The sequence below is a fragment of the Pseudomonas sp. LBUM1661 genome (assembly GCF_059695925.1).
Genome location: NZ_CP166794.1, coordinates 4,753,030 through 4,764,580, shown reverse-complemented (window position 1 = coordinate 4,764,580; position 11,551 = coordinate 4,753,030). Strand labels below are relative to the sequence as shown.

Annotated in this window: 12 protein-coding genes; 2 read left to right on the top strand and 10 right to left on the bottom strand. The window is 61.3% G+C overall.

Features of this window, described 5'->3' with window-relative positions:
• Positions 1-82: 82 nt before the first annotated feature.
• The 5 genes from paaE to paaA are packed head-to-tail and all read right to left on the bottom strand — an operon-like array spanning position 83 to position 3,781.
• Positions 83-1,159: a 1,2-phenylacetyl-CoA epoxidase subunit PaaE gene (gene paaE / locus ACA057_RS21905; protein WP_497342254.1), complete on the bottom strand. Its 1,077-nt coding sequence runs from the start codon at positions 1,157-1,159 to the stop codon at positions 83-85.
• 33 nt (positions 1,160-1,192) lie between these two features.
• Positions 1,193-1,726 carry a 1,2-phenylacetyl-CoA epoxidase subunit PaaD gene (paaD, locus tag ACA057_RS21900; protein ID WP_497342252.1) on the bottom strand — a complete coding sequence of 178 codons (534 nt, stop codon included), beginning with the start codon at positions 1,724-1,726 and terminating at the stop codon, positions 1,193-1,195.
• Positions 1,713-2,474: a 1,2-phenylacetyl-CoA epoxidase subunit PaaC gene (paaC, locus tag ACA057_RS21895; protein WP_497342250.1), complete on the bottom strand. Its 762-nt coding sequence runs from the start codon at positions 2,472-2,474 to the stop codon at positions 1,713-1,715. Before paaC ends, paaD begins: the two co-directional genes overlap by 14 nt.
• Positions 2,475-2,482: 8 nt before the next feature.
• Positions 2,483-2,764 carry a 1,2-phenylacetyl-CoA epoxidase subunit PaaB gene (gene paaB / locus ACA057_RS21890; protein WP_155582068.1) on the bottom strand — a complete coding sequence of 94 codons (282 nt, stop codon included), beginning with the start codon at positions 2,762-2,764 and terminating at the stop codon, positions 2,483-2,485.
• A gap of 27 nt (positions 2,765-2,791) precedes the next feature.
• Entirely contained in the window at positions 2,792-3,781 is a 990-nt protein-coding gene (paaA, locus tag ACA057_RS21885; protein WP_008032385.1) for a 1,2-phenylacetyl-CoA epoxidase subunit PaaA, read from the bottom strand.
• Between the two features lie 1,078 nt (positions 3,782-4,859).
• On the opposite strand from paaA, the gene ACA057_RS21880 reads away from it, so the two are divergent.
• Together ACA057_RS21880 and ACA057_RS21875 are read left to right on the top strand one after the other, a co-directional pair.
• On the top strand, positions 4,860-5,162 hold the full coding sequence (locus ACA057_RS21880; protein ID WP_497342247.1) for a transposase: 303 nt from the start codon (positions 4,860-4,862) through the stop codon (positions 5,160-5,162).
• Entirely contained in the window at positions 5,159-5,995 is an 837-nt protein-coding gene (locus ACA057_RS21875; protein WP_497342245.1) for an IS3 family transposase, read from the top strand. Before ACA057_RS21880 ends, ACA057_RS21875 begins: the two co-directional genes overlap by 4 nt.
• 146 nt (positions 5,996-6,141) lie before the next feature.
• Here the strand turns inward: ACA057_RS21875 and paaK are convergent, their stop codons facing one another.
• The 5 genes from paaK to paaG form a co-directional block, all read right to left on the bottom strand.
• Positions 6,142-7,467, bottom strand: coding sequence for a phenylacetate--CoA ligase PaaK (paaK, locus tag ACA057_RS21870; protein ID WP_497342243.1), 1,326 nt, complete (start codon positions 7,465-7,467; stop codon positions 6,142-6,144).
• 99 nt (positions 7,468-7,566) lie between these two features.
• Positions 7,567-8,778, bottom strand: a complete 1,212-nt coding sequence (gene pcaF / locus ACA057_RS21865) for a 3-oxoadipyl-CoA thiolase (RefSeq protein ID WP_497342241.1) — start codon at positions 8,776-8,778, stop codon at positions 7,567-7,569.
• Positions 8,771-9,220: a hydroxyphenylacetyl-CoA thioesterase PaaI gene (paaI, locus tag ACA057_RS21860; RefSeq protein WP_497342239.1), complete on the bottom strand. Its 450-nt coding sequence runs from the start codon at positions 9,218-9,220 to the stop codon at positions 8,771-8,773. Before paaI ends, pcaF begins: the two co-directional genes overlap by 8 nt.
• The gene (paaH, locus tag ACA057_RS21855; RefSeq protein WP_497342237.1) at positions 9,207-10,730 is read right to left on the bottom strand and encodes a 3-hydroxyacyl-CoA dehydrogenase PaaH; all 1,524 of its coding nucleotides are present in this window, start codon (positions 10,728-10,730) and stop codon (positions 9,207-9,209) included. Before paaH ends, paaI begins: the two co-directional genes overlap by 14 nt.
• Positions 10,731-10,733: 3 nt before the next feature.
• Entirely contained in the window at positions 10,734-11,525 is a 792-nt protein-coding gene (gene paaG / locus ACA057_RS21850) for a 2-(1,2-epoxy-1,2-dihydrophenyl)acetyl-CoA isomerase PaaG (RefSeq protein ID WP_497349984.1), read from the bottom strand.
• Between the last annotated feature and the right edge of the window lie 26 nt (positions 11,526-11,551).

The following is an 11,551-nucleotide window of genomic DNA, read 5'->3' as shown; positions in this document are numbered from 1 at the left end:
CAGCGAAGGCAGCCTGAAGATCGACGGAGATCTCACTGGCCTCTTCGCTGGCAAGCCAGCTCCTACAGGGGGGTGTGGTGCTTTAGAGCTGGTCGAAATCCAGTACGACTTTGTCGCTGATCGGGAATGCCTGGCACGACAGCACATAGCCGGCGGCCACTTCGTAATCTTCCAGGGCGTGGTTGCTGTCCATGTCCACTTCGCCTTCGATGACCTTGCATTTGCAGGTCGAGCACACGCCGGCCTTGCACGAATAAGGCAGTTCAGCGCCTTGCGCGTTACCCGCGTCGAGGATGCTTTGCGTGTTGCGCGGCAGGTCAAAGGCCAGGGCGCGGCCGTCGCTGATCACGGTGATCTGACTGACCGCCGCATCAACCTGGCGAGCGGCCTCGCGGGCTTGGCGTTTTTGCGGGCTGCCGGCAGCGGCAAACAGCTCGAAATGGATGCGTTCAGCCGGCATACCTTTGGCTTTCAGGCTGTCGCAAACGGTTTCGGTCATCTCCTGCGGGCCGCAGATGAACGCGGCGTCGAGGGCTTTGACGTCGAGCCAGCGGCTGAACAATTGCTCGCACTTCTCGGCGTTGATCCGGCCGTTGTACAGGTCGACATCCTGCTGCTCGCGGCTAAACACGAAGATCAGGTTCAAGCGCTGCAAGTAGCGGTTTTTCAGGTCTTCGAGTTGTTCGCGAAACAAGGCGCCGGAACTCGAGCGGTTGCCATACAGCAGCGTGACGCGGCTGTGCGGTTCGGTTTGCAGGGTGGTCTTGATGATCGACAGGATCGGCGTGATGCCACTGCCCGCCGCAACGGCCAGGTAGTTGCCATGGCGAGTCGGGTCCAGTTCGACATGAAAGTGCCCGGCTGGCGGCATCACTTCCAGGCTGTGCCCGGCCTTCAGCTGTTCGTTGGCAAACGCGGAAAAACGCCCGCCGGCCACGCGCTTGATGGCGATGCGCAGTTCACCGTCATTGACCCCGGTGCAGATCGAATACGAGCGGCGCACTTCTTCGCCATCCATCTGCGTGCGCATCACCAGGTGCTGGCCTTGAGTGAAGTGAAAACTGTCTTGCAGGTGCTGCGGAATATCGAAGGCGATGGACACCGCGTCACGGGTCTCGGGGCGCACGTCCTTGATGGTCAGGCTATGAAATTTACTCATTTTTGTTCTCCAGCTGGGACGGCCGATCGCCGCTCAGATGCACTTGAAATAGTCGAACGGTTCCCGGCAATCGCAGCAGCGGTACAACGCCTTGCAGGCGGTGGAGCCGAATTCGCTGAGCACTTCGGTGTGCGTGCTGCCGCATTGCGGGCAAGCAATCACCGGGCTTTCGCCAAGCAGGCTGCGTTTGCTGGAGCTGCCGTCGGGCGGTGCGATGCCGTAGGCGCGCAGGCGTTCGCGGCCCATGTCGGTGATCCAGTCGGTGGTCCAGGCCGGGGTCAATTTGCGCTCCAGTTGCGGCGCCCTGAACCCGGCGAGTTCCAGCGCGTCGCGGATATCGCTTTCGATCACTTCGGTGGCGGGGCAGCCGGAGTAGGTCGGCGTGACCACCACGTGCAAGTGCCCGGCCTGCCAGTCGAGATCGCGAACGATGCCGAGGTCGACCACGCTGACCACTGGCACTTCCGGGTCCATGACCCGCGCCAAGGTTGCCCACGCAGCGGCCAGGTCGGTCGGTTGTGCCGGCCGCGCGCCCTGGTCGCTGGCGATCAACTCACCAGGTCGCATCGGGGTACGCTCGGGGCAGGAACTGCATCTCGGCCAGCAAAATACCCAGGTGTTCGGTGTGCAGGCCCTTGCGAGCATTCAGGTAGAAATAGCTCGGCGCGGCGGGCACGGGCAGAGTGGCGCTGGCGAAAATCTCGCTGACCGTGGCTTGCCAGGCCGCAGCGACTTGCGCGGTGTCCGGGGTGATGCCGGCATTGCACAGACGTTGTTCGCTGTCGTCGGCGCTGGTCAATTCGACCGTGAAACGCCAGACCTCAGGGATGGCCGCGAGCATGCGTTTGTGGCTTTCCTCGGTGCCGTCACCCAGACGCTCGACCCACTCGCCGGAACGGCGCAGGTGATAGGTGACTTCCTTCACTGCTTTGGCGGCGATCCCGGCAATGCGCTCGTCGCTGGACTGACTCAGGCCACTGAGCACTTGCAGGTGCCAGGCGTCGTAGAGGAATTGCTTGAGAATGGTCACCGCGTAATCGCCGTTGGGTTGTTCCACCAGCAGCAGGTTGCGATAGGCGCGCTCATCACGGCGGAACGCCAGGTCATCGGCGTCGCGACCGTCGTCGAGCAATTCGGCGGCGTAGTCCAGCCAGTTGCGGGCCTGGCCGACGAGGTCGAGGCCGACGTTCATCAGCGCCAGTTCTTCTTCCAGCGCCGGGGCCTTGCCGCACCATTGGCACAGGCGCTGGCCCTGGATCAGGGCGCTGTCGCCGAGGCGCAGCAGGTATTCGATCAGATCAGTCTGGTTGTTCATGGTCGACCTCACATGTGCCCGACTTCGGCCGGCAGCTCGTAGAAGCTGGCGTGGCGGTAGACCTTGTCGTCCGCCGGGTCGAACAGCGGGTCTTTTTCATCCGGGGAGGAGGCGGTGATCAGCTTTGAGGGCACGACCCACAGGCTCACGCCTTCGCTGCGGCGGGTGTACAACTCGCGCGCATTCTCGATGGCCATGGTGGTGTCGGCGGCATGCACGCTGCCGACATGCTTGTGGTTGAGACCGTGCTTGCTGCGCACGAAGACTTCAAAAAGGGTCCATTCAGACATTGCGGTGACTCCACATCAGGTGGCCGATCAGGCGGCGTTTTTGTTCTGTTTTTTACGCGCGTGGGCGACCGCGGCTTCGCGGACCCAGGCACCGTCTTCAATGGCTTTGCGGCGGGTGGCCACACGTTCCTGGTTGCATGGACCGTTGCCCTTGAGCACTTCGTAGAATTCGCTCCACTGGATTTCGCCGAAGTCGTAGTGACCGCGCTCGGCGTTCCACTTCAGGTCCGGGTCGGGGCAGGTGCAGCCCAGCAATTCCAGCTGCGGGATGGTCTGGTCGATGAAGCGCTGGCGCAGTTCGTCATTGCTCTGGCGCTTGATTTTCCAGGCCATGGATTGGGCGCTGTTCGGCGAGTGTTCATCGCTCGGGCCGAACATCATCAGCGACGGCCACCACAGGCGGTTGATCGCGTCCTGGACCATGTCTTTCTGCGCCTGATTACCGTGACGCATCATGGTCAGGAGGATTTCGTAGCCCTGGCGCTGGTGGAAACTTTCTTCCTTGCAGATCCGCACCATGGCCCGGGAGTAGGGGCCATATGAGGTGCGCTGCAGCACCACCTGATTGACGATCGCCGCACCGTCCACCAGCCAGCCCACCGCGCCCATGTCGGCCCAGTTCAGCGTCGGGTAATTGAAAATGCTCGAGTACTTGGCCTTGCCGCTGTGCAGCTTGGCGATTTCTTCGTCGCGGTCGGCACCGAGGGTTTCCATGGCGCTGTACAGGTACAGGCCGTGGCCGGCTTCGTCCTGAATCTTGGCCATCAATTGCAGTTTGCGTTTGAGCGACGGCGCGCGGGTGACCCAGTTGCCTTCGGGCAGCATGCCGACGATTTCCGAGTGGGCGTGCTGGGAGATCTGGCGGATCAGGGTTTGACGATAGGCATCAGGCATCCAGTTTTTAGCTTCGATCTTGATTTCTGAATCGATTTTTTCCTGAAAGGCGCGTTCCTGCTCGGACATCTCCGAGAGGTCTTTGATGCGCTTTACGCCGGTTTCTACGAGCTGTGCGTACATTTGGGGTCTCCCGCCTTGAATCTTGTCGAGGGCATGGAGAACTTTATAAGCGATACAGAATTTAATATCAAACACAAAATGATGTGTCGTAATTGTTTTTTGTATCGCTTTGGGTGGGTGTGTATATCCGTTTTTTCGGTGATGGCGGATTTTGGTTCCGCCCTTACGGCGGGTTACTTGGAAAAGCGCCAAGTAACCAAGCGCTTGCGCCCCTGACGTACGGTGCCTCGCTTGGGCTCGGCATGCCCTCACTCCGGTCCTGCTCCGTGGGCCCGCCGCCATCGGCCATCCATGGCCGGGGGCGGCTAACCCGGCATCCATGCCGGTTTGCCCACTGCGCAGAACCTGCGTTCGGCCTTCCGACGGGGCAGATCAAGATCAAAAGCCAGGCAAAGCGAGGCGGCCTGCGGGCCAACCTGGCTTTATGACGCTGCGCGGGGCTTTGATCGTGACGCGCTGTCGACGTTGGGCCGGAGTCGTGCGCGGGTGTGACGCGGAGCGTCACGGGATGCATTCCCACGCGGAGCGTGGGGAACGATCAGGTTGAGGGGGGGCGCCGAGTAAGTCTGGTCGGCTGTCAGATTGCGGTAGGCAGAGAGAACTTGGTCGGCTGTCAGGATGTCTTCGCGAGCAGGCTCGCTCCCACAGGGGAACGCGTACTCCCCAATCAGGCCGGCCTGTAGGCCGCCGTGCTTTTGATCTTGATGCACCGCCGCCTCGAGAGGCCGAGTGGAGGTTCTGCGTAGTGGGCAAACCGGCATGGATGCCGGTTTAGCCGCCCCCGGCCATGGATGGCCGATGGCGGCGGGCCCACGGAGCAGGACCGGAGCGAGGGCATGCCGAGCCTTAGCGAGGCACCGAACGAAAGGGGCAAAAGCGCTTGGTTACTTGGCGCTTTTCCAAGTAACCCGCCGTAAGGGCGGAACCAAAAGCCGCCGTTACCGCAGAAATGGATATGTACACCTGAACGAGAATGGTCGGCTATAAGGCCGCTTTCGCAGGCAAGCTGAACTGGCCTAATGATTTTGGACACCTCAATCGGGCGCTATGATGGCGCCCAAATCTGAGGTGTTTGGATATGCGTAAATCTTATTCCAATGAGTTCAAACTCAAGGCTGCCAGCATGGTGCTGGACGAGGGGCAGTCCGTTCCCGAGGTCTGCACCAGTTTGGATATTGGCCCTACGGCCTTGCGCCGCTGGGTCGATCAGGTTCGTAAGGAACGCTTGGGTTCGACTCCGGTGGGAGCCAAGGCGATTACCGCGGATCAGCGAGAGATCCAGGAACTTAAAGCCTTGCTCAGGCAAAGAGACCGGGATATCGAAATCCTAAAAAAGGCCAGTGCTCTCCTGCTTTTGGACGCCAAAGATCACTCTCGTTGATCTGTGAGCTGGGCGAGCAGTACGGCGTTAACGATTGCTGTCGTGTCTTCGGAATAAACCGCAGTAGCTTTTACGCATGGCGTCAGCGCCAAGGCAAAGTGAGTCCTAAGCGAGAGAGGCTCAAGGCCATGCTGCTCAAACACCACAGGGCGTCGAGAGAGTCTGCGGGTGCTCGTACCTTGGCTAAACAGCTGCAAGCCGGCGGGTATGATGTCGGGCGATTCATGGCTCGCAGCCTGATGCGAGAAGCAGGCATTGTCAGCCGTCAACGCCGGCGCCATAAGTACAAGTCACCCGGCGTGGAAGCTTTGGTGGCACCGCATATGCTCAAACGCAAGTTTGATGTTACGGCGGTCAATCAGGTGTGGTGTGGGGACGTGACGTACATCAAAGTCGGCAAGCGCTGGCTGTATTTCGCGGCAGTTCTGGACTTGTTCGCTCGCCGGATCGTGGGCTGGTCATTTTCGATGATCTCCGATGCCACGCTGACCTGCGAAGCCCTGCGGATGGCGATTGAACTACGCGGTCGCCCAAAAGACGTACTGTTTCACTCCGACCAGGGTTGCCAGTACACCAGCCATAAATTTAGAAATGAACTGCTGGAACATGGACTCCGGCAGAGCATGAGCCGTAAAGGCGAATGCTGGGACAACGCTCCGATGGAGCGTTTCTTTGGAAGTTTGAAATCAGAGTGGGTGCCAGAAGCAGGCTACGGATCGGAACATGAGGCCCGAGCGGATGTGCAGCGCTATGTATCGCGCTACAACATCACCAGGCCGCATAGCTACAACGACTATCGGTCACCAGTCGCCAGGGAGAAGTTGGCGGCGTGAAACCTTAATCGGTGTCCAAGATTACTTGACCAGTTCAAGCCAGCTCCCACAGGCACCGCGCCTGCTTGAAAATGAAGTGGGCACCCAAACCAGTGAAAGCCCCCAAAAAAAACCCCGCAAAAGCGGGGCCAAAAAGGGTGCAGCAGTCATGCCTTCGGGCGCTTGTCCATCACGTGACAAGCCTTCCCCTCAGACCGCTTGATCGAATGCACAGGCTGCAAAACAATCCGCGAACTGATCCCGATATACGTCTTGATATGCCGACTCAACTCTGCACAAACCGCCTTCTGCTGATCATCCCCCAAATGCTGATGCTCAGCCTTCAACTCCACATGCACATCCACACTGTCCAGATTCCCGTTGCGATACAGATGAATCTCATAACACTCTGAAAGCTGTTTGATTTTCAGCACCTGCTCCTCAATCTGCGTCGGGAACACATTGACCCCACGAATGATCAGCATGTCATCGCTGCGCCCGGTGATTTTGTCGATCCGCCGCATCGGCCGCGCAGTCCCCGGCAACAAACGCGTCAGGTCACGAGTCCGATAGCGGATCATCGGCAACGCTTCTTTACTCAGAGAGGTAAACACCAACTCACCCATCTGCCCATCCGGCAACACTTCACCGGTGACCGGGTCAATGATTTCCGGATAGAAGTGGTCCTCCCAGATCGTCGGCCCGTCTTTGGTTTCCGCGCATTCCATGGCGACGCCCGGGCCCATGATTTCTGAGAGTCCGTAGATGTCCAGCGCGGTAATGCCCAAACGGTTCTCGATGGCGCTGCGCAATTCAGCGGTCCACGGCTCGGCGCCAAAGATGCCCAAGCGCAAGGCCAATTTGTGCGGATCAATGCCCTGGCGCTCGATTTCATCGGCGATGTTGAGCATGTACGACGGCGTGACCATGATGATGTCCGGCTGGAAATCCCGGATCAGTTGCACCTGTTTTTCAGTCTGGCCACCAGACATCGGAATCACCGTACAGCCCAGCCGTTCGGCGCCGTAGTGCGCGCCCAGGCCGCCGGTGAACAGGCCGTAGCCATAGGAAATATGCACTTTGTCGCCACGCCGCCCGCCAGCGGCGCGGATCGAACGCGCGACCACGTTGGCCCAGGTGTCGATGTCGTTCTGGGTATAGCCGACGACGGTCGGTTTGCCGGTGGTGCCGCTGGACGCGTGCAGGCGCACCACGTCATGCATCGGCACGGCAAACATGCCGTAGGGGTAGTTGTCGCGCAGGTCGGATTTGGTGGTGAAGGGAAACTTCGCCAAGTCCTCCAGGCACTTGATGTCATCCGGGTGCACGCCCAGCGCATCGAAGCGTTGACGGTACAGCGGCACGTTGTTGTAGGCGTGATTAAGGCTCCAGCGCAGGCGTTCCAGCTGGTGCTGACGGAGTTCGTCGATGCTGGCGGTTTCCAGCGGGTCCAGCACGGGATCAAGCACGGCTTTGGCAATTGGCATGTTCATAACTTCACTCGAATTATTTTTGTGTTTCAGCCCTTTTGCACAAGGGCTTTGAGTGCATGCCCCAAGGATACCTCTCGGCTCCTCGGGAATCGCGGTTCTTTAGTCGCAAAGGCGCTCGATGATCAGCGCGATGCCCTGGCCGACGCCAATGCACATGGTGCACAAGGCATAGCGACCCTGACGTTCTTCCAGTTCATGCAGGGCGGTGGTCACCAGCCGTGCGCCGCTCATCCCCAGCGGATGGCCGAGGGCAATCGCACCGCCGTTCGGGTTGACCCGCGCATCGGTGTCGCTCAGGCCGAGTTCGCGCAGTACCGCCAGACCCTGCGCGGCAAAGGCTTCGTTGAGTTCGATCACGTCCATGTCCGCGAGACTCAGGTTGGCCAGTTCCAGCACCTTGCGCGTCGCCGGCACCGGCCCGATGCCCATGATCCGAGGTTCGACCCCTGCGGTGGCCATGGCGACGACCCGGCCGCGTGCTTTCAGACCGTGGCGTTTGGCGACTTCCGGGCTGGCCAGCAATAGCGCGCAAGCGCCGTCATTGACCCCGGACGCATTGCCGGCGGTGATGCTGCCGCCTTCGCGGAATGGTGTGCCGAGCTTCTGCAATTGTTCCAGCGTGGTGTCGCCGCGTGGGTGCTCGTCGTGCTCGACGACTTTGGCCGGACCTTTGCGCTGGGGGATTTCGACCGCGACGATTTCCTTGGCAAAGCGTCCACTGGCCTGGGCTGCGGCGGCTCGCTGCTGGCTGCGCAGGGCAAAGGCGTCCTGGTCGGCGCGGGAGATGTTGAACTGCTCGGCGACGTTTTCGGCGGTCTCCGGCATCGAGTCGATGCCGTAGGCTTTTTTCATCAGCGGATTGACGAAACGCCAGCCGATCGTGGTGTCGTAGAGCTGCGCGTCGCGGGAAAAGGCCTGCTCGGCCTTGCCCATCACCAACGGTGCGCGGGACATCGATTCGACGCCGCCGACCAGCATCAGCCCGGCCTCGCCACAGCGTATCGCCCGCGCCGCCGTGCCGATCGCATCCAGCCCGGAACCGCACAACCGGTTGAGCGTGGTGCCGGGCACGCTGACCGGCAACCCGGCCAGCAATGCCGACATGCGCGCAACGTTGCGGTTGTCTTCGCCGGCCTGGTTGGCACAGCCGTAGATCACGTCGTCCACGGCATTCCAGTCGACCTGCGGGTGGCGGCGCAGCAGTTCGCGCAGCGGCACCGCGCCGAGGTCGTCGGCGCGCACGCTGCTCAAGGCTCCGGCGTAGCGACCGATCGGGGTCCGCACCGCGTCGATGATCAAGGCGTCATTCATTAGGGGTCTCCTGCGTCAGCACAGCGCCGCGCACTTTGTAGGATTTGCCATGAAACAGGGCGATCAACTGGCCCTGTTGGTTTTCAATGCGTACGTCGTAGTTACCGGTGCGACCGGAACGACTTTGCTCGGTGCAATCGGCCGTCAAGGTGTCGCCCAGGCGCGCCGGGGCGATGTAGTCGATGCTGCAACCGATGGCCACCGTGGCCTCGTTGTAGCTGTTGCAGGCGAAGGCAAACGCCGAGTCAGCGAGGGCAAACAGGTAGCCGCCGTGGCATGTGCCGTGGCCCTGGATCATCTCGGCGCGCACGTTCATGCCCACGCGGGCACAGCCGGGCGCCGCCGAGAGCAGGCGCATGCCCATGGCCTGGCTGGCGGCGTCGCGCTTGAACATCGTTTGCGCACAGGTGCTGGCCAGATTCATTGCTTCATGGTTTGTCATGGAATGTCCTTCCTTCAACGACCCGACGGCGCAACAGCAGCGACGGCCGATAACGTTCTTCGCCGTAGCCGGCTTGCAGGTTTTCCAGCACGGTAAGGATCTGCGACAGCCCGATGGCATCGGCCCAGGCCAGCGGGCCTTGGGGATAATTGACCCCGGCGCGCATCGCCAGATCGATGTCGGCGGCCGAGGCCACGCCTTGCAGCAGGGCGTCGGCGGCTTCGTTGGCAAGCATGGCGACGGTGCGCAGCACGGCGAGGGCCGGGCTGTCGCTGAGCAGGCTGACAGTGAGGCCGGCCCGTTGCAGCAACGCCACGCCTTGTTCGAATGCGGATGGATCGATGCCCGCCGAACAGCTGATCGCGATGCGGCTGGCCTTGCCGTAGTCGAACGCCAGATCCAGCAGGATCAGATTGCGCAGGCCATCCTTCTTGGCCCGTTGACTGGCCATGCGTCCGTCACTCAACGCCAGCACGGCGTCGCCAATCCGCAGCAAGCCTTGGCCATCGCGTTGGACGATTTCGACGCCGTGGTCACGCAAGCGAGGGATCAGGCTTTGGGCGATGCCCAGATCACCTTCCACAATGCAGGTTTGAACGGAATGTTCGCTGCTGATTGATGAGGGCTGCGCACGCTCGGCACCGTCGGCATAGCGATAGAAGCCCTGACCGCTTTTGCGTCCCAGTCGCCCGGCGTCGACCAACTCTTTCTGAATCAGCGACGGCAGGAAACGGGTGTCGCCGTAATAAGCGTCAAACACCGAACAGGTCACGGCATAGTTGACGTCATGGCCGATCAGATCGGTCAGCTCGAAAGCGCCCATGGCAAAACCACCGGCATCGCGCATCAGCGCATCGAGGGTTGGGCAATCGGCGGCACCTTCCTGCAACAGACGCAGGCTCTCGGCATAAAACGGCCGGGCCACGCGGTTGACGATGAAGCCCGGCGTGGAGCGGGTGTGCACCGGTTTTTTGCCCCAGGCTTTGGCGGTGTCATACAGACACTCGGCCAGCGCCGGATCGCTGGCCAGGCCCGAGACGATTTCCACCAGCGCCATGACCGGCGCCGGGTTGAAAAAATGCAGGCCGAGCAAACATTGCGGATGATCCAGTTGCGCGGCGATGCTGGTAATCGACAGCGACGAGGTGTTGCTCGCGAGAATGGTGTGCTCGCCGCAGATGCCTTCCAATTGGCGGAAGAGGGCGCGTTTGACCTCGAGGTTCTCGACGATGGCTTCGATGATCAGCGCGCAGTCGGCCAGCGCTTCGATGGCTTCCACAGCCCGTAGGCGGGCGAGGGTTGCAGTACGTGCTTCGGCGGAAAGCTTGCCGTTTTCGACGCGTTTGCCCAGTTGCCGATCAATACCATCGATCGCCTGTGCAGCCGCGCCGGGACGATTGTCGAGCAACAGCACCGGATGGCCGGCCTGTGCGGCAACCTGCGCAATCCCGGCGCCCATGGCCCCGGCGCCGATCACCGCGATGCGTGCGTGGGTGTTCAGTGCAGTCATGGCTTAGCGCCCCTTGAAACGTGGGCTGCGTTTTTCCATGAAGGCGCTGACGCCCTCACGGTAATCCTCGCTGCGCCCGGCCAGGCGTTGCAGGTCTTTTTCCAGCTCCAGCTGCTCGTCGAACGTGTTGCTCAAGCTGGCGTTGAGGCTGCGCTTGATCAGTGCCAGGCCGTACGTCGGTTGCGTGGCCAGATGACGGGCCAGCGTCAGCGCTTCATTGCGCAGTTCCGCATCGTCCACGCAGCGGTAGATCAGCCCCCATTGCTCGGCTTGCTCGGCACTCAAACGGTTGCCGAGCAAGGCCAAGGCCTTGGCGCGGGCCATACCGACCAGGCGCGGCAGCGTCCAAGTGCCGCCGGAATCAGGGATCAGGCCGATTTTGCAAAAGGCCTGAATGAAACTCGCCGAGCGCGCCGCCAACACCAGGTCGCAGGCCAGCGGAATATTGGCTCCGGCCCCGGCGGCCACGCCGTTGACCGCGCAGATCACCGGCAGCGGCAGGTCGCGCAATTGGCGGATCAGCGGGTTGTAGAACTTCTCGATCGATTCACCCAAATCCGGCACGGCGCTGCCCGGCGCGACATTGCGGTCGCTGAGATCTTGCCCGGCGCAGAAGCCGCGGCCTTCACCGGTCAGCAGCAGGACGCGCACGTCTGGATGCTGTCGGACCTGTTTCAACGCTTCCTTCACTTCGCCGTGCATCTGCGCGTTGAAGCTGTTGAGTTGGTCCGGACGATTGAGGCTGAGCAGGGCGACGCCGGCCTCGATGGAAAACAGGATGTGTTCGAAGTTCATGGTCATGGCGCTCTCTGAGAGGTCGT

Coding starts and splice junctions, on each gene's coding strand:
- paaA (WP_008032385.1), bottom strand. CDS start 3,781: ATGTACGCACAGCTCGTAGAAACCGGCGTAAAGCGCATCAAAGACCTC.
- paaH (WP_497342237.1), bottom strand. CDS start 10,730: ATGACTGCACTGAACACCCACGCACGCATCGCGGTGATCGGCGCCGGG.
- pcaF (WP_497342241.1), bottom strand. CDS start 8,778: ATGAATGACGCCTTGATCATCGACGCGGTGCGGACCCCGATCGGTCGC.
- paaK (WP_497342243.1), bottom strand. CDS start 7,467: ATGAACATGCCAATTGCCAAAGCCGTGCTTGATCCCGTGCTGGACCCG.
- paaB (WP_155582068.1), bottom strand. CDS start 2,764: ATGTCTGAATGGACCCTTTTTGAAGTCTTCGTGCGCAGCAAGCACGGT.
- paaG (WP_497349984.1), bottom strand. CDS start 11,525: ATGAACTTCGAACACATCCTGTTTTCCATCGAGGCCGGCGTCGCCCTG.
- ACA057_RS21880 (WP_497342247.1), top strand. CDS start 4,860: ATGCGTAAATCTTATTCCAATGAGTTCAAACTCAAGGCTGCCAGCATG.
- paaI (WP_497342239.1), bottom strand. CDS start 9,220: ATGACAAACCATGAAGCAATGAATCTGGCCAGCACCTGTGCGCAAACG.
- paaC (WP_497342250.1), bottom strand. CDS start 2,474: ATGAACAACCAGACTGATCTGATCGAATACCTGCTGCGCCTCGGCGAC.
- paaD (WP_497342252.1), bottom strand. CDS start 1,726: ATGCGACCTGGTGAGTTGATCGCCAGCGACCAGGGCGCGCGGCCGGCA.
- paaE (WP_497342254.1), bottom strand. CDS start 1,159: ATGAGTAAATTTCATAGCCTGACCATCAAGGACGTGCGCCCCGAGACC.